The following is a 24,434-nucleotide window of genomic DNA, read 5'->3' on the forward strand; positions in this document are numbered from 1 at the left end:
GGAAGGCGGCTCTCAGGCCGGTGCCAGCCAGCGGCGGACGAGGTGCACCCAGTAGCTGGCGCCGAGCGTCAGCAGCTCGTCGTTGAAATCGTAGTGCGGGTTGTGCAGCGTGCAGCCGCCGGTACCCGGCCCGTTGCCGAGCCAGACGTAGCAGCCGGGCTTCTCGTTGAGCATGTAGGCGAAATCCTCGGCGCCCATCGACGGCAAGATGTCGGTCAGCACCTTGTCTGTGCCAAACACCTCGGCCGCGACCTGCTGGCAGAATTTCGCCTCGGCGACGCTATTCACGGTCGGTGGATAGCGGTGGTCGAAATGGACGCTGATCTGCGCCCCGTTCGCCGCCGCGATGCCGCTGCACAGGCGTTCGATGGCGCGCTCGACGGTTTCCTGGATTTCCGGCTTGAAGCTGCGGATCGTGCCGCGTAGCACCACCTCTTCCGGAATGATGTTCCACGCCTCGCCGCCATGAAATTGCGTGACGCTGACCACCGCAGACTCGCAGGGGTGCAAGGTCCGGCTGGTCACCGTCTGCAGGGCCTGCACCAGCTGCGCCCCGGCGACGATGGAATCGACGCCCTGGTGCGGCATGGCGGCGTGGCAGCCATGGCCGCGCACGATGATCTCGAAGGCGCAGGTGCCGGCCATCACCGACCCCGGCATGGCCATCATCTCGCCGACCGGGATGCCCGGCCAGTTGTGCAGCCCGAACACGGCCTCGACCGGGAAGCGCTCGAACAGGCCGTCCTCGATCATCACCGCCGCACCGCCCTCCGACTCCTCGGCTGGCTGGAAGATGAACACGGCGATGCCGTCGAAATCCGGGTTGCCGGCCAGGTGGCGGGCGGCGCCGAGCAACATGGCGGTGTGCCCGTCGTGGCCGCAGGCGTGCATCTTCCCCTGGTGCCTGGAGTGGTGCGGGAATTCGTTCAGCTCGGCCAGCGGCAGGGCGTCCATGTCGGCGCGCAGGCCGATCATGCGTGACGAGGTCCCGGCGCGCAGCACGCCGACGACGCCGGTCTTGGCGATGCCGCGATGCACCTCCAGCCCGTAGCGCTCCAGTTCGCGGGCGACGATGTCGGCTGTGCGATGCTCGTCGAAGGCAAGCTCCGGATGGGCGTGGATATCGCGGCGCAGGGCCGTCAGTTCGGAGAGAAAGGGCAGGTTGAGCAGTGGTAGGGTCGGGGGCATGAAAGTCTCCTGCTTTTGTCGTTGGACCGGCGATTTCGGCTGTGCGCCCGGGATGGGGTCACCGTTGGAATGCCGCGCATGCCGGGCCGGACAACCAGATTGCCGACCTCCTATTATGCCGTGGGTTGCCGGCTTGCGCCGCCTTGATTATCCTCCCGTCCATGGAACTCATTCTCATTAGCGGCCTGTCCGGCTCGGGCAAGTCGGTCGCCCTGAACCTCCTGGAAGATTCAGGCTACTACTGCGTCGACAACCTGCCGGTGGTGATGCTGACCGTGCTCACCCGCATGCTGCAGGAGGACGGCGTCCACAAGGTCGCCGTCGCCATCGACGCGCGGGCCGCCCACGGCATCGACCTGTTGCCGGAAAAGCTCGAGAAACTGAAGTCCGGCAACATCAACGTCACCTTCCTGTTCCTGCACTCGACCGAGGAAACCCTGCTCAAGCGCTATTCGGAATCGCGCCGCCGCCATCCGCTGGCCAGTGCCGAGCAGACGCTGATCGAAGCCATCCGCGCCGAGCGCGAGCTGCTGGAGCCGATATCGGGCCTCGGCCACCGCATCGACACCAGCGGCATGAAGGCCAACGGCCTGCGCGATTGGGTGCGCCAGTTCATCGAGGCCGCCCCCGGGTTGGGCCTGACCCTGATGTTCGAATCGTTCGGCTTCAAGCACGGCATCCCGCTCGACGCCGATTTCGTCTTCGACGTGCGCTGCCTGCCCAACCCGCACTACGATCCCGATCTGCGCCCGCTGACCGGACGCGACCGACCGGTCATCGACTTTCTCGAAAACCAGGCCGAGGTCGCCCTGATGCGCGAGGATATACACCGCTTCGTCGCCACCTGGCTGCCCTGCTTCATCCGCGACAACCGCAATTACCTGACGGTGGCCATCGGCTGCACCGGTGGCCAGCACCGCTCGGTCTACATCGCCGAATGGCTGGCCCGCGAATTCGCCGACCGCGTCCGCGTGCTGGTCCGCCATCGCACGCTGGCCGGGGCATGACCCCCTGGCTGGCCCTGATCAGGCCCGGCGACTGGCTGCTCATGCTTGTCGGCGCTGCGCTAGTCGGCGCCAGCATCCCGGTTTTCTGGCAAGGCGGCCTTGCCGACCGGGCCATCATCCGCCAGGAAGGCAAGGTGTTTGCCGAAGTCGATCTCAAGGCGCGCAAGCAGTTCGCGGTCAACGGCCCGCTCGGCACCACGCTGATCGCCGTCGAACCCGGCCGCGCCCGCGTCGTTTCGGACCCCAGCCCGCGCCAGTATTGCGTCAAGCAGGGCTGGCTGATGCGCCCGGGCGAAATCGCCATCTGCGCCCCCAATCGCGTCAGCGTGCAAATCGCCGGGCGAACCAAGGTCTATGACTCGATCAGCTATTGAGCACGGCACCGAAGGGCCACTGCCCCCGGCACGGGATGGCCGTCGGGCGACCCAGCTCACCGTAACCGAGGAGGATCGCCGCGTCGCCTGGCTGGCCACCGCCGCCGTCGGCCTGTCGCTGGTCGATGCCGCCATTCCGTCGCCGCTGCCCGGCGTCAAGCCGGGGCTGGCCAATATCGTCACGCTGGTCGTCCTCGCCCGCTACGGCTGGGCCACCGCCGTCTGGGTCAGCGGCCTGCGCGTGCTGGCCGGCAGCCTGCTGCTCGGCTACTTCCTCGCCCCCGGCTTCTTCCTGTCGCTGACCGGCACCACGCTCAGCCTGCTCACCCTGGGCCTCGCCCGCCATCTGCCGTCCCGCTGGTTCGGCCCGGTCAGCCTCTCCATCCTCGCCGCCTTCGCCCATATCGGCGGCCAGTTGCTGCTCGCCCGGGCCTGGCTGATCCCGCACGACGGCGTCTTCCTGCTCACCCCGGTGTTCGCCGGCGCGGCACTCGTCTTCGGCACCATCAACGGCCTGATCGCGGCTAAACTGCTCGCTGAAACCCCTCCTTCGGATTCTGCCGATGTCTAAGACCATCTGCCTCGCGCTGACCGGCGCCTCCGGCATGCCCTACGGCCTGCGCCTACTCGACTGCCTGCTGGCCGCCGGCTGCCGGGTCCAGCTCCTCTACTCGCAGGCCGCCCAGGTCGTCGCCAAGCAGGAAATGAATGTCGAGCTGCCGTCGCGCCCGGCCGAAGCCAAGGCCGCCCTGCTCGCCCGCCTGCCCGCTGCCGATCCGGAGATGCTGGCCGTCTATGGCCGCGAGGAATGGTTCGCCCCGGTCGCCTCCGGCTCCAATCCGCCGGACGCCATGATCATCTGCCCGTGCTCGATGGGCACGCTGGCCGCCATCGCCCAGGGGCTGGCCGACAACCTGATCGAACGCGCCGCCGACGTGGTGCTCAAGGAAGGCCGCAAACTGGTGCTGGTACCGCGCGAAACGCCGTTCTCGGCCATCCACCTCGAAAACATGCTGCTCCTGAGCCGGGCCGGCGCCGTCATCCTGCCGCCCAGCCCCGGTTTCTACCAGCACCCGCAAAACGTGCAGGATATCGTCGACTTCGTCGTCGCCCGCGTCCTCGACCAGGTTGCCGTACCACACACCCTGATGCAGCGCTGGGGCGAGGGGCGCTGACATGGGCTGGTTCGATTTCGTTCGCTCGCCCGGCGGCACCTCGGTCGAAACCCTGCGCATCCCGCTCTTTCCGCTCAACGCCGTGCTCTTCCCCGGCGGCCTGCAGCCGCTCAAGATTTTCGAGCAGCGCTACCTCGACATGGCCGCCGCCTGCATGAAGGACAGCACGCCGTTCGGCATCTGCCTCATCGACAAGGGCGGCGAAGTCGGCAGCGCCGCCGTCCCCCACCCGGTCGGCACGCTGGCCACCATCGCCCGCTGGGAAATGGAACAGCTCGGCATCCTGATGATCGATGCGCTCGGCGGCCGGCGCTTTCGCATCATCGAAACCCAAGTCGGCGCCAACAACCTGCTCGAAGGCACGGTCGAACTGCTGGCCGAATTGCCGCCGACCCCGCTGCCGCAGGAACGCGAACGCCTGCTGCCCCTCCTCCAGCGCATCGTCAGTGACCTCGGCCCGGAACGCATCCCCGAACCGCACCGGTTCGACAGCGCCGAGTGGGTGGGCTACCGGATCACCGAAGTGCTGCCCATCCAGAACCTTGCCAAGCAGAAACTGCTCGAACTCGACGACCCGCTGACGAGCCTAGAAATCCTGGAAAAGTACCTGAATCAGCGCAAATTGCTCGGCTGATACGGCAAGCGGCGGCGCGTCAGAACTTGTCCGAGCGCAGCACCGACACGTCGCTCAAATAGCAGACCATCGCGTAGGCGGCGAAGTAGGTTTTCTGCAGGTGCGCCGCAATAGCATCGGCCACCGCAGCCTCGCACAGGATCTCGATACGCACGTTGCCGCTCATCGGCCAGCCGCCATCCCGCTCGCCATGCTGGCCGCCGCCGCGCGCCTCGCTGGCGGTGTAGCCGTGGGCGCCAAGGCGCTTGGCATCGGCCACCACGCGGGCCTCGATGGACGATTCGCAGACGACCGTCAGCAGGGTTCGCCGGGTATAGCTCGCTGCCATCACACCACTCCTTCAAGCCGGCTTGCCAGCCAGTAATAGGTTGGAATCCCGATCACCAGATTGAACGGGAAGGTAATCCCCAGCGCCGCGCCGATGGACAGGGCCGGATTGGCCTCGGGGACGGCGATGCGCATGGCCGCCGGCGCCGCGATGTAGGAGGCGCTGGCGTACAGCGTGGCGAGCAGTGCGGCACCGCCGACGCTCAAGCCGATCAGGCTGGCGGTCAGCACACCGAGCGCGCCGGCGAACAGCGGCATGGCCACGGCAAAACCGAGCAGAAAGGCGCCGGCCCGCTTGAGGTCGCCGATCCGGCCCGCCGCCACCAGGCCCATTTCGAGCAGGAAAATCGCCAGCAAGCCCTTGAACAGGTCGAAGAACACGTTGTCGAGCGGCTTCAGGCCGTCGGCGCCCGCCATCCAGCCGATAAGCAGGCCCCCCACCAGCAGCACGATGCTCTTGCCGGCGAATACCTCGTGCAGAACCTTGCCCATGTTCGAGCCACCCTGGCCGCGCTTGGCCAGCCAGACGCCGATCATCAGCGCCGGGAATTCGAGCAGCACCAGGAAAACCACCATGTAGCCCTCGTAGTCCTGGCCCAGATTCGCCAGGTAGGCCGCGCCCACGGCGAAGGTGACGACGCTGACCGAGCCGTAATGCGCCGCCACCGATGCGGCGTCGGCGCGCGACAGCTTGCCCAGGCGCTGCAGCACCGGAAAGGCAATCAAGGGCAGCAGGGCACCGATGGCGACAACGACCAACGCCGGCACGAGCAGTTCGGACAAGGATTGGCGGGCCAGCTCGACACCGCCCTTGAGGCCGATGGCGAGCAACAGGAAGATGCTCAGAGACTCGTACAACACCGCCGGTATCTTCAGGTCGGAACGCGCCAGCCCGGCGATTGCGCCGAGCAGGAAAAACAGGATCACGGGTTCAAAAGGCATGGGACTCACCGGAAATCGAAACGGCGCGAACTATCCCACCCGGAATCCATTAAATCCAATTAAACTTTATCGACACAACCATTTATAAAAACTTATATGTCGCGCCGACACCTGACCTTTCGCCAACTGGAAACCTTCGCCACGGTTGCCCGCTTCGGTAGTTTCTCGCGCGCCGCCGAGGCCCTGCATCTGACGCAGCCAGCCGTCTCCATCCAGATTCGGCAGATCGCCGACCTGGTCGGCCTGCCGCTGTTCGAACAGACCGGGCGCGACATCCAGCTCACCGCCGCCGGGCAGGAACTGCTGCAGACCGCACGCGAACTGGACGACAGCTGGAGCCGCTTCGAATCAGCCATCGACGCGCTCAAAGGCCTGAAAAAAGGCCGCCTGCGCGTCGCCCTCGTCACCACCGCCAAGTATTTCCTGCCGCGCATGCTCGGGGCTTTCTGCCAACGCTATCCGGACATCGACATCGAGCTTGAGGTCGGCAACCGCGCCCGCATCGTCGACCGCCTGCGTGCCAACGAAGACGACCTCTACATCATGTCCTTCCCGCCCGAGGAACTCGACGTCGTCGCCACGCCCTTCCTCGACAATCCCCTCGTCGTCGTCGCCCCGGCCAGCTATGCGCTCCCCGCCGGGCCACTGGGCCTGGCCGAGCTGACGCCCTATCCGTTCCTGATGCGTGAAGCCGGCTCCGGCACGCGCCGGGCCGTTGACCGCCACCTGGCCAAAGCCGGGCACGCGCTGAACGTCAAGCTTTCACTGGGCAGCAACGAAGCCATCCGCGACCTGGTCGCCAGCGGCATGGGGCTGGCCATCCTCTCCCGCCACGTGGTCGGCGACAACCCGGAGCAGGAGGGCCTGCGCATCCTCGACGTCGCCGGTTTCCCGCTGCAACAACCATGGTCCATCGTGCATCTGCGGCGCAAGGTACTCTCCCTGCCGGCCCGGGCCTTCATCGACGAACTGCTGGAACACGCGGCAGAGCCAATCCCCGCTTAACTTGCCCTGACTTCCACCGTCGCCCGTATCGTCAGGGGAACGCCATCGCGTAGCGAGGCGACACCGATGACCGAGCGCACATGCACGCCGGCTGCGCCAAAAACCGCTACCAGCAGGTCCGAGGCGCCATCCAGCACCTCGGCGTGGGCTTCGAATTCGGGGGTCGAGGCGATGGCGCCGTGGATTTCGACAAAACGGGAAATCCGCTCCAGCGACCCCAGTTCGTGGCGCAGGACGGCCAGCAGGTCGATGCACGCCGAACGCGCCAGGTCGTAACCATCGGCCATCGTGTATTCCCTGTGCCGTTAAGCATAAAGTGGCCTCCCGGCCACTAATTGCTTTATTTCACGATAGGACACATTTTGTTTTATCGGGATTGATGAAGTAGAGTAGAAAGTTTTGCTTTCCTGACTGTATAAATCAGGACGCAAAAAAAACGGGACCAGCGGTCCCGTTTTGCTTTTGTGGGGTTTGAGTTACTTGGGGTCGTTCGCGGCGATAGCCTTGGCAACCTGCCGATAAGTGTGGCGAACCGTTTTCAAGTCGCTGTCCAAAGTCTGCCAAACTTCGCGGGCACTCATTCCTTCGAAGCCGGCGTCAAATCGTTCCCGAATCAGCTCACCGACTTGCGCCTGGAGCCTTATTTCTTTTGCTTCCCGTGACGCGGCTTGGTGTCGCTGATAGCGGTCGACGATGGCGCGGGCTTCAGTATTGGCGCGTAAGTAGAGCAGCTTATGGTCAAGTCCGGTACGTAGGCAGGCATCGGCCAGAGAAATCGGAGCTTCTTCCACAAGCATGGCCCGCAACTGTTGCCGAAGGTCCTCCCAAATTAATTTGCGTGACTGAATTCCTTTCCTGGGTGATGCTGACAGGGACATCGAGAACTGCACCGGTTCAGTCGGAAGCTGCCAGTTAGAGAGTTCTCCAGCAAAGAGCCTTTCCAAGCCAATACGACCGTGGAGTGCAATGCCAAGCCAGGCTGGTAGGGTAGGCAGTCCACCTTTGCGTACCCAATGCCAAACCCCACTCTTGGACAGCCCAAGCTGCTGAGCGAAGGCTGCGACATTGCCTTGAGCCATGCGCTCGATGATGGTTTCAAGCAGCGTGGCTACGCCATCGCTAGCAATACGTGGCAGGGTTGCCAACATCAGCCCAACTTGGCGAGCAACCCACAGTGCCTGCGGGGTAGCCGGGGCTGCCTTGGCATTTCCCAAGAAACCCCCACAGGAGGTGCAATAGCCGATTACGACGGTGGATGCTCGATTGCGCACATTCGATTTGCCGCAATGAGGGCATTTGGACACCAGTTCGACCTTGTGGCGCAGGCAGGCGGCGACCGGCGCTAAATCCCAAGTGAGTCGAAGATAAGGAAATTGCTCCCGTTCACGGTCCTCTGACAGGCAGCAAGGACACCACCGGTCTGATACGGACGTCAAGCTCGGGTTGGAAATCAGGTGGCGCCACGGGGCAAGCGTGAGATGGTCAAGGTTGGCCACGCCCGTCAACTCCGCCAGCCAAGCTGCCCATTGCTCCGTTTCCATCGACATACCAGCGAAGGAACGCCGAAACCATTTGAAATCATCGGGAACTGGCTGCTCGTAATGGTCGAGCGTCCAGGCCGCCAGGTTGCGCGCGGTCATCCCGTGGGAGTGGGCCAGGCGGCAGAAATAGCTGGAGAGGCTTTCGACATCGGCCATCCCTTGCCCCATCGGCACCAGAGCATGGAGAGTTGAGCGAGGGTTGTTCAGGTTGGTCATCAGGCAGCTTTCTGGGCTTGGTTGGTCTGGATGGACAGGGAATTGCGATGCAGCCCGGGAGCAATGCGTTCCTCGCCCTCAAGCACCTCTAGGGTTATTTGGGTCACCTGAGCTTCGGTCAGCAGCGCCGTACAGAGTGCCTCCTCCGACCAGCCTTTGCTGGCGACGAGGCGCTCGAGGCGCATCAACACCGTACGCAGCGTTCCCACGCATCCCAAGGTGGTCTGCTGTAATACCTCGGCGTAACAAACCACATCAACGCTTTGAAGCGCCGACATACCTTTGGCCAACTGCCTGATGCAGCCGCTGAACCAGCGCACGTCGCTTTCTTGGTCAAGGCGATAGCGACTGAAGTGAATGACGTGAGTACGGCGCGCCAATTGGCCACTCAGGCTCATCAGGTCAAAAAGGTCATATGAACCCAGCAGCACCCATTGAACTCCGTATTCATTTGACAGCGATTTCAATGTGTCCAGCTGTTGTGCCAGTCGAGATGGCGGGCACTGACTAATCATGTGGACCGCTTCGTCGACCACGATGAAGCGGGTGCCGCGGCTGCGCAGGGAACGCTCCACAGCGGTCCGGAGCCCGGACAGACGATTCGTGTTATTGCCGCGGGGACGCACTACACGGCCGCTTTCCGGGTCTACCCCGTATGCCGACCGAGGTGCATCCAGTTCGCCCTCCAGTGCGTGCAGGATGCGCTGGTAGAACAGGCGCCAGGAGAACTCTTTCTCGCCCGAGGCCGGCGCTTCGACGCGTATGGCCGGGATGAATCCTGGCTGCCCGGCCATAGCTTCGGCCTGTTGCTTGAGTTCCTCCTCGACCAGAAAATGGCCGAGGGTGCTTTTGCCAACGCCGGTCGGTCCACAGACGAGAATCAGGTCGGCGCTGGCGCCAGCCGTGAGCATCAGTTGGCATTCTTCGATGGTGCTGGCAATACGCGGGTGGCGGATGCGCCCTCCCTGCTTTGTGGGGTCAGAAGTTGTTGTCGGGATAGGGGTATTCATGTACATGGGTTGTTTCATAATTAAAAGGTGTCGAATTCCAGGTCATCCGCCTGCCCAGGCTGGGCGGCGGGCGAGGCGATGGGGGTATAGCTCGTCCCGAGTACGGGGTTAATGTCGATGATGGGTGTGGCACCCAGATGGCTCAATTGCGGCTGGTGGGTGGGCGGCGTTATGGCTCCGAGACGAAGGTGCTCGTAAAGCTCTCGGTTTTCCTGCTGACGCTCGAATTCCAGTTGGGCGGCCCCCTCCGGTGTAAAGACACGCAAGAATTCCTTCAGCTTCTGCTGCGACGGTTCTTCGTCCTCGCGCAGACGGAAGCGGCGGCATACCTCAGCCGAGATGAGTTGGCGCTCCTTTTCCGTCAATTGCCCCAGCCCAATGAGGGCTTTGCAGTGGGCGGCAATCCAGCGTTTGTTTATCTGGATGTAGACGGTCGCCCCGTCCCACGGGTCGTAGCGGACCGGTAGATACTTTTTGTGCAGCTTGGGGTCGCGCAACTCCGGACACCAGTAATAGAAATGGTTATGCACCTTGACGCCCCGCTGCCGGTCGACCTTGCGCACGCCGCGCCGGCCGACGGTTGGGCTGGTCAGGATGAGGAAGTCGCGGGTCAAAGTGACAATCCGGTGGGAACGTAAACCTGTATTGGCAAAGCTGCGCTCACGGGCTTCGCTGGGCGCCATGCCCAAGGCAGGATGGACTTCCGTGTCGTAATACTCGAAGGCCCAGTATTCAAGCCCGTAGTACAGATATTCGAGGCACCATTCGGCTAGACGGGATGGCAGAAACTTCCCCGTGGTTTGCCGAACCTTTTTGGTGGCCTTGGTGTTGCCAGCCAAGTTGTGTACGTACGCGCTATGGGCATGTCCGAAGATGCGTTCCATGACTGCGCCATGGCGTGGACGACCCGCCGGCCGGTAGCGGACATGAATGCGTAGCAGGCGGGTCGTATTGTCAAAGTCCTGGCTGCGGAAATCGGAACCGTTGTCGACCACAATGAATTGTGGGAGCCGACGATGACGACGTACGATGTCACGCAATAACATCATGTTCGAGCGATAGGACGGCGGGTCATAGGTCAGATATATGCCGACGATGCTCCGGGTGTAGGCATCAATGGCTAGCGATAGCCAGGGGCGGCCAAGACATCTTCCGGTCTTGAGGGAAATGAGCTCGAGGTCCAACTCGGTGTGGTCCATATGCACGTATTGCAGGAAGCGAGACCCGTGAACCGGAGTATCGGCATACAAGACGGGGACGAATTCTGAGTTCTGATAGGCAACTCGATTGCCATGGCGAGCTCGGTCGGCCTTCTGCTGGGGAATGGCTTTGATGCGGGCAATCAGCGTCGGATAGGATGGTGTCTTAATGCTGCGTTCGGCACAAAGGACTTTCAGACGTTCATGGACATGTCGATGGTTGGCGGCAACGCTGTTCAGATGAAACTCGTCGATAACATCGTTGATAGCTGCCTCCTGTGCTTCACTCAGGCGCGGCTTGCGGTTGCCCCTGTCGCGTAAGCGCGGAACCAGTGCGACCAGCTCATCGGTACCGGCCAATTTGGCCAAGAGCAGCGCTTTGAGATGGCGGCGCTGACTACGATTCGGCTTAGAGATGTTTTCCAAATTCTCCAGGCGCTGGAGGGCGATATTCAGTTCCTCCTCGGTGAAATCCGAGAGGCGAAGCGGTTCTGATTGCCCGGCCTCACCACCAGCCACCATCAGGTCCTGGCGGAAAGCAAGGTTCTCCAGTGTGTCCAAGGCAACCTCGACGCTATTGCCATTATCGGATTGCAACAAAGTCTTTCTATCACCGACCATGACGACCGTGTAGGGCTGATGGTCATACACCATCCGGGCGCCGACCCTGATGTCCACAACTCCTGGAATGGCTTGCGGTGCAGGTCGTAGGCGAGCGTGCTCGAATGCACGAACCGCTGTGTCGCGGAATACCCGACAACTGTACGGGTCTTCGAGAGGTGCGACGTCGATGTCGGAGACCAGCAAGCCGTCAGCAATCAGTTTGAAGACATCATCCGCCCGACAGTCGAGTTTTTTGTATAACTCGGCCAGGTACAGGACGGCATCCTCAGCCAGGGCTTCGTGGACGCGTTGAGCAACATCGACGGGACAGGGGGGGGCGGCTGGATGCAGGTAGTCTTCCAGCATGAGGATGTTTTCAATCCGGCGCTGAGGAACATCGCGGTCGGTTCGAATGCGGTAGTCAATACCACGGTCCGCTAGCCATTTCTCGATGAGCGGGGCATGCCAGTAACCATCGGGACCAAACTGATAGCGCCAGGGATGACGTCGGGCTAGCCCTTCCAGTTTGCTCCATGGCTTTCGTTCTTCCAGTACGACCGAACGCTCGCCGATAACCATAAAATCCGGCGTATGGTCGACTGCGTGGATTTCGCCGTCGGCATCGATGACCTCGAATTTCAGCTGACAGGGCTGAGGATAGTATTCCAGGACATCGGGGTCGTACTCATGGCTGACCGCGGCCGGAAACTCGATATGGCGGCTCTCGGTTTCGACCGTCCGCTGCATTTTGTGGCTCTGGTATGGCGTGATGACATTGCCGCCGCCTTTCGAACTGACCTTGCGCACAGGGGCATATTTGACCGCGTCAAGAACCAAACGGCGGCCGGTTATAGGTAGCCCAAGGCGCTCAAGCAATTGCTCCCGCTGGAGGTTATCAAGCATGAATTCGTGGTTTTCGTTTGGCCTAGAAGGTAAGCTCCAATCATTGTGCTAAGTTAACATCATGGCAAGTTGGAATAGAAATTGTTTTTCGTTACTCACTATTTATTATAGGTTCATGCAAAAGTATGGGGAGACATCCAAAACATAGTTCGGACTACTACCGATCAAAAATATGGTTTTCAATAATTTCGGATTCAATTGGGTCGTCATCACCTCGCCATCTGGAACGGCTGTTTCAGCCATATAATTTAAGGAAAAACTCAGATGGGAAAATTGTTGATTCCCGTTCTTGGGATAAATATAAAAGAGGCTTATTGGTGCCAAAGTACGGCCTTAATCAGAAAGGGCTCCCCCATGCGGCACTAGCTGCAGAGTCTGATGTTCCAGATTCTGCCTACATTCTTCGTCACCCATTCTGGGATTTGTTGCGACTTGGCGGACAAAGTTACTTGCAGACCGCTGAAACGATTTTTGGTTTTAAGAATTACGTCCGACGTTTTTATTTTGAATTAGATTTTTTGTCTGATATTGAAATTATTGATTCATTTGGGAGATCAATTGGTGAGCCGATAGTTATTGGCACCGAAGACAACTTTGTAGATGGTTTTGATCATTTATATGCTCAGGCGGCAATTTTGAAAATTTTGAATTTTCGTCATCGTGAGGAGCATTATTTTGTGATTACAGAAAATTTGGCCGCTGTACTTCGTAATTTGGCTGGAGCACCTTGGCTTCGCAAAATTTATGAGGGGTTCTTTGATTATCTAGAGGTTATTTTGTTTGATGGCTTGTTCGATAAATATTATCAAGTTGATATTGTTTCTAGGTCCGGCTGGAGAAAAGCATTTCCATAGATTTTAATTAGCGCTAGCCACAATGGAATCAGCCGTCAAATGGCCGCTTTTCCCGACCAAGGGGAGCCATCGACGCTGCTTAGGCTGCTTAGCAGGCTGCTGAAATACCGCCCTGCAACTGCAGACGGTGGCATGGAACGGAGTCGTTTTTCGTAAGGCGAAGCGGATTTTCGGTCGTTCGCACGTGTTTTACAGGGATTCCGAGGTGTTTTCCTATCATATTGCCCCCAGCGGACGGATTGCTCCCAAGGAGCGCATGCGCGTCAGGTTGTAGGCGGCCATGGTCAGCACGAACAACTGATCGACCTTCTCCAGTCCGCGCACCATCACCTGGCGTATCGGCCCAATGAACTTGGCCCAGCCGAATCCCTGTTCGATGAGTTTGCGCTTTTGCTGGGAGATCGCGTAACCGTCACTGCCGGCAATGTCGTCCGGCACGGCAGAACGGCGATGGCTGGTGTTCTGCGCCACATGGGGAATGACATTCAGTTCGATGAGTGCCGCAATGAATTCCTGGGCATCGTAGCCCTTGTCCGCGCCGAGGGTGATTTCAGCCGTTTCGCCGGCGACTTGGCGGGCATCGGCGATCAGGGCCTTGGCAACTTCCCGCTCGGCATAGCCATCGGCCGTGGTCACGACCGCACTGGCAATGAGTCCGTGGCGGTTGTCGCTCAAGGTGTGTCCCATGTAGCGCAACTCACTGGCGGTATTGCCCTTGCGGTACAGTCGGGCATCCGGGTCGGTACGTGAGGCGTGGGTGTCATTGCTGCGTGACTGGCCCTTGAAATTGCCGCCGCCTTCATCATCTCCGCCGTCCTTGCGCAGGAAACTCTTGTGTCCCGCCCAAGCCTGGATGAGCGTGCCGTCGACACTGAAATGTTCGCCTGATAGCCAGTTCTGCTTCTCGGCAATGGCCAGTACCGCATTGAAGAGTTCGATCACGGCATCGTGGGCAATCAGGCGTTCGCGATTCTTGGTGAAGACGGTGGGCACCCAGACTGCATCGTCCATCGATAGGCCGATGAACCAGCGAAAGAGCAGGTTGTACTGGGTCTGCTCCATCAATTGCCGTTCCGAGCGAATGCTGTAGAAGATTTGCAGCAGCATGGCACGCAGGAGTTTCTCCGGGGCAATGCTGGGGCGACCGCCTTTGACGTCGGCGGCATACATGCCGCTGAGCAGGGGTTCGATATCCTTGAGCGCCCGATTCACCATCGCCCGGATCGGCCGCAACGGGTGCTGCGCCGGCACAAAGTCGTCCAGGCGACGCATCGTAAACAAACTCTCGGTGAAGGTGTCGGCTCCGCGCATGATCCGCTTTGTGCTCTCGGTAATCTCGGTGAATCTCTATAACGATCAAACCCGCTGTTTCGTCGACAGGATGGGGAAGTATTTCAGCAGCCTGTTAGGCTGCTTGGGATATGCTTCGCTTCTAGATCGGACAACATTCGCGAGTATCAGCTGACGGGGGGGACCGAATAGGAGCGCTAGATTCTCTTTAGCCTATAGAGGCAGGAGTTTCCATTGATGGATAGGGTTTTCCGCACTGGAAACCGAGCCCCTGTTTATCGGCGACTGTTTTCCTGTGCCATAAACTAGCGAGAGCAGGGAGGAGTGCACTACCACCTGAGGCGCATTTGCTGCACTATCGTTCGGTGCGAGGCAGATCAAACGGGATCTGCCCCTTTTTGTTTAGAATTTCCCCATCACAAAGACCACGTCACCCGCCACGTCGGAGCCTAACCGACTACGTGCCGCTGCTGCCCTGCTTGCCAGCATCGAGTCGGGTCTCGACGATGGCAAGTCGCCGAGAAATTTGTTGTCTTGAATTAAGCTACTTGGAATGGAGTTGCAAAACATGATCATCATGTTGGACTTCGATGGGGTATTGCACCCAGAGCCAGCAACAGTAGAACAGTTGTTTTGTTCACTTCCGATATTGCATGAGATTCTTCTTGCACGCCCCGCCGCTCGCGTCGTAGTGACATCGGATTGGCGCTTGACGCACTCGGTAGCACAATTGAGGGAGAAGCTATTTGGTGGTTTTCCTGAGCTTCGAAGTCGTATTGTTGGGGTGACACCAACATTTCCGGTGCATCGGTTTGAGTACAGAGGGCGAGAACGTGAGGTCGAGGCTTGGATGCGGATGCACGGAGAAACTGACTGGATTGCTCTCGACGATGTCGCTGGCAACTATACTTATGGCTCCTCGCGAGTCGTGTTGACCAGTTACCGGACGGGATTGATCAGTGAAGATATTGAGCGGGTACTTGAACGCATACCTCGCAACTGATCTCCGCCGACTGTGGCCATTGATGGTCCCCGCCGATAACCAGCGTACTGGTCAAATCATGGATCCGCTCGATCCAGATATATTGCAGTAGGCTGAACAGGCAGTCTTCTTCCGTGAATGCAATCAAGCAATTTGGCGAGCCGTGATTGAATGCGGCGCACAACAATTTCCAGATGATTTGGGGCAGATCAAAATGAACGCGACCCGGTTCGTTACACTGCCGCCATGATTAAAACGACACCGCCGCCCACTCCCGCACGCAACCGTTTGCGTGCCGCTGCCGCCTTGATCCCGATTGTTGAGTCTGGACTCCTCGACGGTAAGTTAAGCGAAGAGAGGGCCAGACAAATGATCATGTTTTGCGAATGGGCTGCAACCAGCAACGCGCTGGAGCAGGACGAAGTTGCATTGAAATCCGCGGTGGCCGACGGATTGTCTCGTCTGAAAATGCGTTTGGATACGGGGCTGCCGCTGGCGAGCGCTAAGGGTTAGGCAGCTTCTTTTAAAGCAGGGCGGGCGGCCAGATCAACGCGGTCGCGCAACTCCTTGCCAGCCTTGAAATGCGGGGCATATTTACCGGCTACGGAAACCTTCTCGCCGGTCTTCGGGTTTCTTCCGATACGTGGAGGACGATGATTCAATGAAAACGTCCCGAATCCGCGAATTTCGACCCGCCCGCCATCAACGAGCGTTTCGCCGATCTTGTCGAGCGTCTCAGCGACCGAAATACTGACGTCCTTGAGAACAAGCTGGGGAAATCGTTCGGCCAGGCGCAAAATCAGTTCAGAACGGGGCATTAATAAAAAGAACTAATTGAATCATATAGATGGATTTTGCCAGAAGGAGTGCATGCTGGGCTATATGCACTTTCTAATGGATCGATTGGCGAATGAATATCTGAGGTCTCGTCCATAACGAGAGAATATTCACAGCGCATCGATTAGGCGGCTCGCATGGATTTCAACTTCTGGATCACTGCCTCGACATCAGCCTCGGTAAGACCCTTCTGATAGTCGGTCAGGTGCAACTCGAAACACGGCAGTCCATACCAGTACGCCACGTCATCGAGTGCCATCCAGGGGATGTCTTTTTTCCAGTAGGGAAATCGAGAGCGATTCTCTTGAATCCATTGCAGGCATTCTTCACGGCGATGGCCTAAATCCCTTTGCTCTCGCGACGCCTTGTCGACGACAGGATTAACGCCGACGAAACGGTGCGCCAGCTCATCACTTCCAGGCTCCGCAACCATAGCTCGACTCGCGGCACCTACAACGCCTCGCCATAAACCCCAGGCAACATGGTAAGGGCGGTAATGCCCAATTGTGTGGTGCCGAGCAGCCGGCTGGCATTCTAGCGAAACCCAATGACGACAGATGCGGCTGACTTGCCCTGCTCAGCGCGAATTGCCAGATGGGTATTATTACTGGCACCGATGGCCATCTCGGCCATGGTCAGAAGACCGCAGCCCAAAATCAGAAAACCAAAATCCAGATATCCATCTTGCACCACATGAGCACCGCATGCCCGGGGCTGTAAATTAATTGTCATCGAATAGAAACAATCAAACGATATAAATCGTTTACATTCTTTAGCGAAACTCTACTACAACCAACACGACTGATTTCGGACATGGACAACGGATATAGCCAACCGGGTGCCTGGGCTGTCATTTACTGTGCGGCCACCAGCAAATTTCTGATGGGGAAACGCTCCGCCAAGGTCAATAAGGGCGGGGCATGGAACCTGTTTGGCGGGCGGGTCGATAGTGGCGAGCGACCCAAAAAGGCTCTTGCCCGTGAGTTAGGTGAAGAGGCGGGATTAAACGTCAAGCCACGGCACCTGGCGAAACTGCATACGCTCACTCGAAAGTTCCACAGCAGGCAGAACGATCGGGATATGCATTACTATGTGATGATAGCCGAGCGCGAGTTTTCACCACGGCTGAACAGAGAACACAGCGACTTCCGGTGGTTCTCAGCCAAACAACTACCATCCCGGTTTAACGGGCCGACCTCGATTGCCATCAAGAAGGGGCTGCTTGAGAAAGCGGCTGGTCAATAGGGGCTCTCTCCGGCCTCTCGCAGACAGCGCATTTCAGGCCCCGGACGTCAATAGGTTGTTGGTTGCCCGAAGGCGCTCCGCCATCAGGCGCATGACTTGGATGGCGAAATAGGGCGTTTGCTGTACCAAAAACTGAAAACGCTTCTCATCGACAACGACGAATTCGCAATCGGTTTTGGCAATCACGCTGGCCGAATGCGGTCCAGGCGATACCAAGCCCATTTCGCCCACAATGCTGCCATGTTCAAGTGTCTCGACGACTCGGCCCTGAACGAGAACTTCGGCTGTGCCGGTTTCAAGGACGTACATCTGGTTGCCCTTATCGCCTTCCCGGAAAAGAGCTTGGCCAGCCGGCGTCTTAATTTTTGCCGTGTTGTGAGAAAAGATTTCAACGGGAATCATGATGGTCTGTCTCCTGATTATTTCTATCGTGAAATCCTAGCAAGCCTGATGCTCAGTGGCGGCTGACCAGCCAGTTCAGCAAAGGACGCCACTGAATGTCTATGGCCGTCGAAGCGCCACTGTCAAAAAGCGTTACGCCAGTGTCGGCGGCCTGAAGATAGCGTTGCGACTGGGCAATGCACGTTACCATTGGCAGGTGGAATTCTTTCAGAAACTCAAGTAATTGCGCATAGGCATGCGTCCGAACATCGATACGCATTCCGACAATGCCAATATCAACGCGTTCCTTCCGGACCGCCTTGGTGGCGGAAAGTTCTTCAAAAAACTCGCGCGTAGCGAGCATGTCGAAACGCGACGCAGATACCGGCACGACAACTTTATCGACGATGTTCAGTGCGTCTTTCAAGCGCTTCCCATGCAGACCGGCTGGTGTGTCCAGGATGGCAAAGTTGCAGTGTTTGGGTGGTAGATGAAAATCGTCTCCCGAAATATCCCAGTGCAGAATGGGAGAGAGATTGTCGGGGCGCGCTTCCAGCCAGTGTCGGCTTGATTGTTGCCGGTCCAGGTCTCCCAGATAAACAATTTCATCATGCCGGGCAAACCAGCTGGCAATATGAACTGACAGGGTTGATTTGCCGCATCCACCTTTGGGATTGGCCACCATGATTTTGCGCATCTGAATTGCTTAACTTTCAGTTAGTGTATAAAGTGTTTATATAGTTTATACCTTTGAAGCAAGTTCAGGAGAGCAAAATGAGCAAGAGCACCGCCGTTCCGCCAGAAAAGAAAGAAATTAAGGCAACCGAAGTCGCCGCAGTGGTTGTCCAAGCAAAGGCTCCAGTTATAGCCGAGTCCGTGCCCTCCGAAGCCAAGCAGCCACTTGCCACAGCGGCTGCAGTAGAAAAATTGGCTACCAAGCCGAAGGTCATCAAGAAGACTGTTGCAGCAAAGCAGGCCAATATGGAAGTGGCGGTAAAGCAACCTCCTGCACCGAAGGCAGCAGCAACCAAAGCGGTGAAGAAGCCCCCCGTTGCTGCTAAGGAAAAGGTCGCTGATACGCCCAAAGCAGAGAAGGCGGCAAAGGTAGCCAAGGTGAAGAAGCCGAAACTGGTTCGCGACAGCTTTACCATTCCGGAAACCGACTACGCGCTGTTTGCAACCCTCAAGCAACGCGCACTGGCGGCTGGTGTCGAGGTGAAAAAGAGCGAAATTCTGCGCGCAGCAGTGGTTGTACTTGCCAATCTGACTGACGCTGAACTGGTTAAAGCGATTGGCTTGGTAGAGCGCATCAAGACTGGCCGCCCGAAGAAATAAGGCGAATACACTCGATTAACGCTTACTGACCGCTCTTGTCGCCCGTTTCTGCGCTCGGGAATGCCTGCGCGTCTCGAATGCAGGAACGTGAACAGGCCTAGTCAGACAACCATTGACCCACCCAATCAGTCAGATGATGCAAGTGGCGAAAGTGCTCATGGTGCGGAGCAATCCATTGGCTGGGTTTTTCCTGCACTATTGCAGCCAAATTCTTCCTGCAAAGGAAGTTGAACTTCACTGTGTCTAAACTCAGGTTTGTCTTGAGCCGCAAAACCTTGGAACGCGGTGGGTTCGGTTAGCCTGCTAGGCTAACGAGCAGTCGGCCCGACCTTGTCGGGTGGAGTTTGGGTAGTTCCAAATTTGTGGATGAATATACCGACGACTGTAACTAGAAAAAGACTGCCTACGGCGATGAACTTGTCAGGCATTGGCACCAAGATTGCAATCAGAAGCCATGTGGCAACGTAGATGCTTGCCATTGTCGTTATACCTGCTTGCGAGCAGAGTTTCGTTTTCATGGCCTAGAGAGCGGCGCGGTCTTCGAGCTGCGCAACGGTAGACATGTCGTCACTGTCTTCCTGTTGAACGATAACGTGATTGCATTCGGGATACAGAATCGACAGGCGTCCGCCCTACATCTCCGCTTCAATTGAATCCGCGCCATGGGCGACAAAACAGAACGGACATGTAATTCGATTCATTGGTAGTACCTAAAGTCCGGCAAGTTCCATGGCCGGCATAGCGACTCCGGAAAGCACCAGAAGAAGCATTCCAAACAGTAATCCGGCCATCGTCAGCACTCGACGTAGGCAGGGGTCTGCTAGCCAATTTAGTGTCGATGTAGCAGGCAAGCCTGTCGAATTGAGCTGAATGGGTGATTTAGTCATGGGCCCGGGTATTTTTGCAAATAGCCCGTGACTATGAATCTTGATTATTTCAGCGGCGTGACAAGAAACTGCAGGGTTGATTATTTTTCAGTAAATTCATACCCATGAAACACTCCATCGCCATAGTTTTGGCATCTGCTAATGGCAATCTGTTTCAAGCAAATACTGCGTCGAACCGTGATGAGCGGGATTGGCTGCCGATAACCGAAAACCCTGTGATGACTATCAACAAGCCACACGAAAATAACACCTGTAGCCTGTGTAAATTTTTCCATGCGCATGACCAGAACGGTCATGGCGACTGCCATCGACACCCTCCGGTATTTGCGGGCGACGCCTCACCCAACGAACGCCACCGCTGGCGCCACCCAATAGTTGTATCGCACGACTGGTGTGGCGAGTTCTTAAATCGTTCGCAGGCGACAACTATCCATTCAGCCCGCATCAAAGAACTGACACTGGATGAGTAATTCAGGGAAAGCAAGCAATCCACTATTTTTATAGGTGACGACATGTATCTCACAACCCAAGAAATTCACGATACCAGGACGAAGTATTTCAACAATGTATTTAGTGCATCAAACGCAGCGCTCGTTGCAACGGAGCAATTGTTAGACATTTTTTCTAGTAGTGGGCGCGAATCGTTGAGAGCCAGTGAAAGTCATTTCACCGTGTTGAAAACAAGCCAGCTTTCGTTCATGCCGCAATTGCCGATGATTGTCTGGCTGGATGAGTGCGCTCGTAGCGGTCGAGTTTTTCACAAGACGATAGATGTCATGGCCAATGTGCACAAATCGTTGATGCAGACGGCTGAAACCCAGGTTCATATTTTCGATAAAGCGCTGATGTCGCTCATTCGTAGAACATCCAATACAAGCCCAGCAGAGGTCGTACCTGTCCTGTCTATCATGGAAATCACAATTGAAACCACTGAGCAGACATTGCATGGCGTCACAAATGCAGCGATTCAAGTGGTTGAATCGTTCGACACCGAGGCTAGTGAAGATATTGACGTAATAGACAAGTAACGAATTTATTGACTCCCTTGTATATGAAGAGGGAAAGTGCCAGACAGCGCGCTGATAAAATTGTCATACGGTTAGCCTGCTTGAGCACGCGAACGGGGTAAGGACCCTATAGGTCGTTGCCCCATTTCATTATTCAACTTACGATAACCTGTTTATGCCCCGAGGCCTTGGCTTCGTACAACGCTACATCCACACGTTTGCGGTCGTTTCGTCTTAAGAAAGCTGGGCGACATCGACGCTGACTGTAATGCTTGGCAGGTCGGGAGTCTGTATCCCGGCGATAGATACCTACGGCACTCTGCGAGGTGAGCAGCGCTCTCGATGTCAGTTTGGGGCAGGAGGATAACGAACTCCTCGCCGCCCCTTCGGCACACTGAGTCGGTTTTCCTGACCCGGCTAAGGCATTTAGCACTTGGTATTCAGTTAACACCAAGGTACTGACCTTTTCCATCTATTCGACTAATAACCTGATGTCGTGCTTCATACGACGGCGAATCGTTGTGAGTCCTCTTCGTTCGCATTCGGTACACCAAGGCTGACAGCGACTCATCACCGACTCGGCGAGATGCAGGGCATCTGACAACACCTGCTGTGCATGCGGGGTGTGCCACTCGGCGATGGCCTCGCGGGTTTCCTTGGTGATTGCCCCTCGCTCAACCCAGTCTTGCAATCTGGAAAGCGCCACATGGAAATCGTTGATGAACCCGAATGCATCCTGCAAGCCAGCAATTGCTTTGGCGTACTCCACCATTTCAGCATTGTCGAAGAGAGGCGCAAAAAAATCACACGAGTATCGCAAATGCTTCAAGGCGATGCGGAAGCGATGTGCATGCTCTGGCGTTGGCGCTTTTAGCGTCCTGGTGAGGCGCTTGACCGCATTGCGATGTAAACCTGCGAGTTGCTTTTCCGCAAAACGGGGCAAGTTATTCGGGAAGTCATCGGTATCCAGGTCTTGCAAGTCGCGCGCAAACAAGAGGACGGAACTGTTGACGCTCGTTGAAAACTGACCAGAAAAGTGGGGGTGTGCGCGCTGAAAATTGACCAGGGTGATTAACTCGTCCGCTCATTTTTTGAGCAGGATTTTAGGAGATGATCACCATGAAGGATCTGGGAAGGATTCGGCGGTTGTTTTATCGGGATGGCCTATCGCTGTCCGAGATTTCGCGGAAGACGGGGTATAGCCGGAACACCGTCAAACGTTGGTTACGGACACCGGAAGGGGCGGAGCCGAAGTACGAACGGCAGAACCCGAACATCAAGATTGCCCCGTATGCGGCGCGCCTGATCAAGGCACTGGAGGCGGATGCCCGCCGTCCGAAACGGGATCGGCGCACAGCACTGAAACTGTTTGGCGAATTGCAGGCCGCCGGATTCACCGGTACCTACTGCCGGGTCACCGAATTCATCCGGCGCTGGCGGGCCGATGGCGGTGCAGCCGTCAGTAAAGCCTTCGTTCCGCTCCACTTCGAGTTGGGCGAAGCCTTCCAGTTCGACTGGAGCGAAGAGCATCTGGTCATTGGCGGGGTCTGGCGCAAGATTCTCGCCTCACATCTGAAACTCTGCGCCAGTCGGGCCTTTGTCGTTCAAGCCTATCCGACGCAAGGTCACGAGATGCTGTTCGATGCCCATACCCGCTCGTTTGCGGCGCTGGGTGGCATTCCCCGGCGCGGCATCTACGACAATATGAAGACGGCCGTGGATAAGGTGCAGAAAGGCAAATCCCGCATCGTCAATTCGCGCTTCTCGGCGATGGCCTCCCACTACCTGTTTGATCCGGATTTCTGCAATGTCGCCAGCGGCTGGGAGAAAGGCGTCGTCGAGAAGAACGTCCAGGATAGTCGGCTCCGTCTCTGGCAGGATGCCGGCAAGGAGCGATTCAGTTCATTCACCGAACTGAACGTCTGGCTGCTCGAGCGCTGCCGGGGGCTGTGGCAGGAATTGCGTCATCCCGAGTACGCTGACCTGACAGTGGCCGAGATGCTCGAACACGAACAACCGAGCCTGATGCCGATGGTCGCATCCTTCGATGGCTACGTCGAAACCTTGGGCAAGGTATCGAGCACCTGCCTGGTGACGCTGGATCGCAACCGCTACTCGGTACCGTGCGAACTGGTGGGCCAAGCCGTCAGCCTGCGTCTTTATCCGGAACGGATCGACATTGTGGCGCACGATACTCGGGTGGCCAGTCATCCCCGCAACTTCAGTCGGCAGCAAACCCTCTACGACTGGCAGCACTACATCCCGCTGATCGAACGCAAGCCAGGGGCCTTGAGAAATGGCGCGCCGTTTGCCGACATGCCGGAGCCATTGCAACGATTACGCAGCTTGCTCCTGCGCCGGGAAGGTGGTGATCGGGTGATGGCCAAAGTGCTATCGGCAATTTCGCAGTTTGATCTGGAAGCGGTGCTGGTTGCCGTCGATCTGGTGCTGGAGTCCGGCCTACCCAGTGCCGAGCACATCGAGAACATGCTCAACCGCCTGAAGTCGGGTCCCATGCCGCCACCGGTGGAAACGCCACTCACCCTCAGCGAAGTACCGATTGCCGATACCGGCCGCTATGACCGCTTGCGTACCGAGGTGACTGATCATGCGTGAGCTGATGAGCGAGTTCAAGGAACTGCGTTTGCACGGCATGGCCGGTGCCTGGGAGGAGCTGACAGCCAACGGTAGCAGCCGTGTCGAAGCCTCACGTTGGCTGATCGAACATCTACTGCAAGCCGAGCATACTGATCGAGTGATGCGTTCGATTGGCTATCAGATGCATGCGGCCCGCTTCCCGGTACATCGTGATCTGGCCGGATTCGACTTCGAACAATCGAAGGTGGATCAGAAGCTGATCCGGCAACTGGCCGACCTCTCCTTTGCCGAGGAAGCCCAGAACGTCGTGTTCATTGGTGGCACGGGCACTGGCAAGACCCACCTCGCGACGGCGCTGGGTGTCTCGGGCATTACCCATCACAGCAAGCGGGTGCGTTTCTTCTCGACGGTTGATCTGGTCAATGCGCTGGAACAGGAGAAGGCTGCTGGCAAAGCCGGGCGGATTGCCTTGGGGCTGCTGCGCATGGATCTGGTCATCCTCGATGAGTTGGGCTATTTGCCGTTCAGTCAGGCCGGTGGCGCCTTGCTGTTCCACTTGCTGTCGAAACTCTACGAGCACACCAGTGTGATGATCACGACCAATCTGACCTTCGCCGAATGGCCGAGCGTCTTTGGCGATGCCAAGATGACCACTGCCTTGCTCGACCGGCTGACGCATCACTGCCATATCGTCGAGACCGGGAATGAGTCGTTTCGCTTCCGGCACAGCACGGCAACGGCCAAGTCGAGGATCAAGGCGCGGGAGCAGAGCAAGCGGGGAAATCCACCCGAAGCAGATCCGTTCTGATCGAGGCCGCGTTGGGAAATCCGTTCCGGACTCCGTCCTCCACGGCTTTCCCAACGCATTCGTCGTGGCTCGGAAATCAGTTGTTC

29 protein-coding genes are annotated in these 24,434 nt (G+C 57.8%); 15 read left to right on the forward strand and 14 right to left on the reverse strand.

The features are described from left to right. Positions 1-12: 12 nt before the first annotated feature. Entirely contained in the window at positions 13-1,188 is a 1,176-nt protein-coding gene (locus AB6Q56_RS17440) for a M20 aminoacylase family protein (protein ID WP_434514317.1), read from the reverse strand. Positions 1,189-1,349: 161 nt separating this feature from the next. Between AB6Q56_RS17440 and rapZ the strand changes: the two genes are divergently transcribed. From rapZ to AB6Q56_RS17465, 5 genes are read left to right on the forward strand one after another with little or no spacing between them, the layout of a single operon-like run. Continuing rightward, positions 1,350-2,195, forward strand: a complete 846-nt coding sequence (gene rapZ, locus AB6Q56_RS17445; RefSeq protein ID WP_434514318.1) for an RNase adapter RapZ — start codon at positions 1,350-1,352, stop codon at positions 2,193-2,195. Next, positions 2,192-2,569 (forward strand): NusG domain II-containing protein, encoded by a 378-nt coding sequence (locus AB6Q56_RS17450; protein ID WP_434514319.1) that lies wholly within the window; start codon positions 2,192-2,194, stop codon positions 2,567-2,569. Before rapZ ends, AB6Q56_RS17450 begins: the two co-directional genes overlap by 4 nt. Continuing rightward, positions 2,550-3,140, forward strand: a complete 591-nt coding sequence (locus AB6Q56_RS17455) for a Gx transporter family protein (protein WP_434514320.1) — start codon at positions 2,550-2,552, stop codon at positions 3,138-3,140. The genes AB6Q56_RS17450 and AB6Q56_RS17455 overlap by 20 nt, the downstream gene beginning before the upstream one ends. Next, positions 3,133-3,744 carry a flavin prenyltransferase UbiX gene (locus tag AB6Q56_RS17460; protein WP_434514321.1) on the forward strand — a complete coding sequence of 204 codons (612 nt, stop codon included), beginning with the start codon at positions 3,133-3,135 and terminating at the stop codon, positions 3,742-3,744. The genes AB6Q56_RS17455 and AB6Q56_RS17460 overlap by 8 nt, the downstream gene beginning before the upstream one ends. A 1-nt stretch (position 3,745) precedes the next feature. After that, a complete protein-coding gene (locus AB6Q56_RS17465; RefSeq protein WP_434514322.1) occupies positions 3,746-4,378 on the forward strand; it encodes an LON peptidase substrate-binding domain-containing protein in 633 nt (210 codons plus the stop codon). Between the two features lie 19 nt (positions 4,379-4,397). Here AB6Q56_RS17465 and AB6Q56_RS17470 read toward each other — a convergent pair whose 3' ends face one another. Further along, positions 4,398-4,706 (reverse strand): P-II family nitrogen regulator, encoded by a 309-nt coding sequence (locus tag AB6Q56_RS17470; protein WP_434514323.1) that lies wholly within the window; start codon positions 4,704-4,706, stop codon positions 4,398-4,400. Continuing rightward, positions 4,706-5,647, reverse strand: coding sequence for a sodium-dependent bicarbonate transport family permease (locus AB6Q56_RS17475; protein WP_434514324.1), 942 nt, complete (start codon positions 5,645-5,647; stop codon positions 4,706-4,708). Before AB6Q56_RS17475 ends, AB6Q56_RS17470 begins: the two co-directional genes overlap by 1 nt. 96 nt (positions 5,648-5,743) lie before the next feature. On the opposite strand from AB6Q56_RS17475, the gene AB6Q56_RS17480 reads away from it, so the two are divergent. Next, entirely contained in the window at positions 5,744-6,652 is a 909-nt protein-coding gene (locus tag AB6Q56_RS17480; protein WP_434514325.1) for a LysR substrate-binding domain-containing protein, read from the forward strand. On the opposite strand, the gene AB6Q56_RS17485 is transcribed toward AB6Q56_RS17480, so the two are convergent. The 4 genes from AB6Q56_RS17485 to AB6Q56_RS17500 form a co-directional block, all read right to left on the reverse strand. Further along, positions 6,649-6,939, reverse strand: a complete 291-nt coding sequence (locus AB6Q56_RS17485) for a RidA family protein (protein WP_434514326.1) — start codon at positions 6,937-6,939, stop codon at positions 6,649-6,651. The genes AB6Q56_RS17480 and AB6Q56_RS17485 overlap by 4 nt on opposite strands. Before the next feature lie 189 nt (positions 6,940-7,128). Next, the gene (locus AB6Q56_RS17490; RefSeq protein WP_434514327.1) at positions 7,129-8,409 is read right to left on the reverse strand and encodes a TniQ family protein; all 1,281 of its coding nucleotides are present in this window, start codon (positions 8,407-8,409) and stop codon (positions 7,129-7,131) included. Beyond that, positions 8,409-9,425, reverse strand: coding sequence for an ATP-binding protein (locus tag AB6Q56_RS17495; protein WP_434514328.1), 1,017 nt, complete (start codon positions 9,423-9,425; stop codon positions 8,409-8,411). Before AB6Q56_RS17495 ends, AB6Q56_RS17490 begins: the two co-directional genes overlap by 1 nt. Positions 9,426-9,439: 14 nt before the next feature. Beyond that, positions 9,440-12,124 carry a Mu transposase C-terminal domain-containing protein gene (locus AB6Q56_RS17500; protein ID WP_434514329.1) on the reverse strand — a complete coding sequence of 895 codons (2,685 nt, stop codon included), beginning with the start codon at positions 12,122-12,124 and terminating at the stop codon, positions 9,440-9,442. 317 nt (positions 12,125-12,441) lie between these two features. Here AB6Q56_RS17500 and AB6Q56_RS17505 point away from each other — a divergent pair, with 317 nt between their 5' ends. Continuing rightward, complete coding sequence (locus AB6Q56_RS17505; protein ID WP_434514330.1) at positions 12,442-12,978, forward strand: hypothetical protein; 537 nt, start codon at positions 12,442-12,444, stop codon at positions 12,976-12,978. Between the two features lie 216 nt (positions 12,979-13,194). Here the strand turns inward: AB6Q56_RS17505 and AB6Q56_RS17510 are convergent, their stop codons facing one another. Continuing rightward, positions 13,195-14,289 carry an IS5 family transposase gene (locus tag AB6Q56_RS17510; protein ID WP_046535740.1) on the reverse strand — a complete coding sequence of 365 codons (1,095 nt, stop codon included), beginning with the start codon at positions 14,287-14,289 and terminating at the stop codon, positions 13,195-13,197. A gap of 547 nt (positions 14,290-14,836) precedes the next feature. Between AB6Q56_RS17510 and AB6Q56_RS17515 the strand changes: the two genes are divergently transcribed. Continuing rightward, positions 14,837-15,271 carry an HAD domain-containing protein gene (locus AB6Q56_RS17515; RefSeq protein WP_434514331.1) on the forward strand — a complete coding sequence of 145 codons (435 nt, stop codon included), beginning with the start codon at positions 14,837-14,839 and terminating at the stop codon, positions 15,269-15,271. A 225-nt stretch (positions 15,272-15,496) separates the two neighbouring features. Beyond that, complete coding sequence (locus tag AB6Q56_RS17520) at positions 15,497-15,763, forward strand: hypothetical protein (RefSeq protein WP_434514332.1); 267 nt, start codon at positions 15,497-15,499, stop codon at positions 15,761-15,763. On the opposite strand, the gene AB6Q56_RS17525 is transcribed toward AB6Q56_RS17520, so the two are convergent. Both AB6Q56_RS17525 and AB6Q56_RS17530 read right to left on the reverse strand, forming a co-directional pair. Continuing rightward, on the reverse strand, positions 15,760-16,068 hold the full coding sequence (locus AB6Q56_RS17525) for an integration host factor subunit beta (RefSeq protein WP_434514333.1): 309 nt from the start codon (positions 16,066-16,068) through the stop codon (positions 15,760-15,762). The genes AB6Q56_RS17520 and AB6Q56_RS17525 overlap by 4 nt on opposite strands. Before the next feature lie 143 nt (positions 16,069-16,211). Then, positions 16,212-16,520: an HAD domain-containing protein gene (locus tag AB6Q56_RS17530; protein ID WP_434514334.1), complete on the reverse strand. Its 309-nt coding sequence runs from the start codon at positions 16,518-16,520 to the stop codon at positions 16,212-16,214. Positions 16,521-16,900: 380 nt separating this feature from the next. On the opposite strand from AB6Q56_RS17530, the gene AB6Q56_RS17535 reads away from it, so the two are divergent. Then, entirely contained in the window at positions 16,901-17,332 is a 432-nt protein-coding gene (locus AB6Q56_RS17535; protein WP_434514335.1) for an NUDIX hydrolase, read from the forward strand. A gap of 33 nt (positions 17,333-17,365) precedes the next feature. On the opposite strand, the gene AB6Q56_RS17540 is transcribed toward AB6Q56_RS17535, so the two are convergent. Both AB6Q56_RS17540 and AB6Q56_RS17545 read right to left on the reverse strand, forming a co-directional pair. Next, positions 17,366-17,734: a cyclic nucleotide-binding domain-containing protein gene (locus AB6Q56_RS17540; protein WP_434514336.1), complete on the reverse strand. Its 369-nt coding sequence runs from the start codon at positions 17,732-17,734 to the stop codon at positions 17,366-17,368. A gap of 52 nt (positions 17,735-17,786) precedes the next feature. Then, entirely contained in the window at positions 17,787-18,410 is a 624-nt protein-coding gene (locus AB6Q56_RS17545) for a ParA family protein (RefSeq protein ID WP_434514337.1), read from the reverse strand. 77 nt (positions 18,411-18,487) lie between these two features. Here AB6Q56_RS17545 and AB6Q56_RS17550 point away from each other — a divergent pair, with 77 nt between their 5' ends. The 3 genes from AB6Q56_RS17550 to AB6Q56_RS17560 all read left to right on the forward strand — a co-directional run bounded on the left by AB6Q56_RS17550 (position 18,488) and on the right by AB6Q56_RS17560 (position 20,963). Continuing rightward, positions 18,488-19,048, forward strand: a complete 561-nt coding sequence (locus tag AB6Q56_RS17550) for a hypothetical protein (RefSeq protein ID WP_434514338.1) — start codon at positions 18,488-18,490, stop codon at positions 19,046-19,048. A gap of 991 nt (positions 19,049-20,039) precedes the next feature. Then, positions 20,040-20,405, forward strand: a complete 366-nt coding sequence (locus AB6Q56_RS17555) for a hypothetical protein (protein ID WP_434514339.1) — start codon at positions 20,040-20,042, stop codon at positions 20,403-20,405. A gap of 42 nt (positions 20,406-20,447) precedes the next feature. Next, positions 20,448-20,963 carry a hypothetical protein gene (locus AB6Q56_RS17560; protein ID WP_434514340.1) on the forward strand — a complete coding sequence of 172 codons (516 nt, stop codon included), beginning with the start codon at positions 20,448-20,450 and terminating at the stop codon, positions 20,961-20,963. A gap of 152 nt (positions 20,964-21,115) precedes the next feature. Here the strand turns inward: AB6Q56_RS17560 and AB6Q56_RS17565 are convergent, their stop codons facing one another. Both AB6Q56_RS17565 and AB6Q56_RS17570 read right to left on the reverse strand, forming a co-directional pair. Further along, positions 21,116-21,337, reverse strand: coding sequence for a hypothetical protein (locus AB6Q56_RS17565; protein WP_434514341.1), 222 nt, complete (start codon positions 21,335-21,337; stop codon positions 21,116-21,118). Between the two features lie 77 nt (positions 21,338-21,414). Beyond that, positions 21,415-21,936: a CHAD domain-containing protein gene (locus tag AB6Q56_RS17570; protein WP_434514342.1), complete on the reverse strand. Its 522-nt coding sequence runs from the start codon at positions 21,934-21,936 to the stop codon at positions 21,415-21,417. 125 nt (positions 21,937-22,061) lie between these two features. On the opposite strand from AB6Q56_RS17570, the gene istA reads away from it, so the two are divergent. Together istA and istB are read left to right on the forward strand one after the other, a co-directional pair. Then, complete coding sequence (istA, locus tag AB6Q56_RS17575) at positions 22,062-23,558, forward strand: IS21 family transposase (protein WP_434517118.1); 1,497 nt, start codon at positions 22,062-22,064, stop codon at positions 23,556-23,558. Next, on the forward strand, positions 23,548-24,348 hold the full coding sequence (gene istB, locus AB6Q56_RS17580) for an IS21-like element helper ATPase IstB (protein WP_434517117.1): 801 nt from the start codon (positions 23,548-23,550) through the stop codon (positions 24,346-24,348). The genes istA and istB overlap by 11 nt, the downstream gene beginning before the upstream one ends. Positions 24,349-24,434: the final 86 nt, after the last annotated feature.

This window comes from Dechloromonas sp. ARDL1 (assembly GCF_051122455.1).
Lineage (GTDB): Bacteria > Pseudomonadota > Gammaproteobacteria > Burkholderiales > Rhodocyclaceae > Azonexus.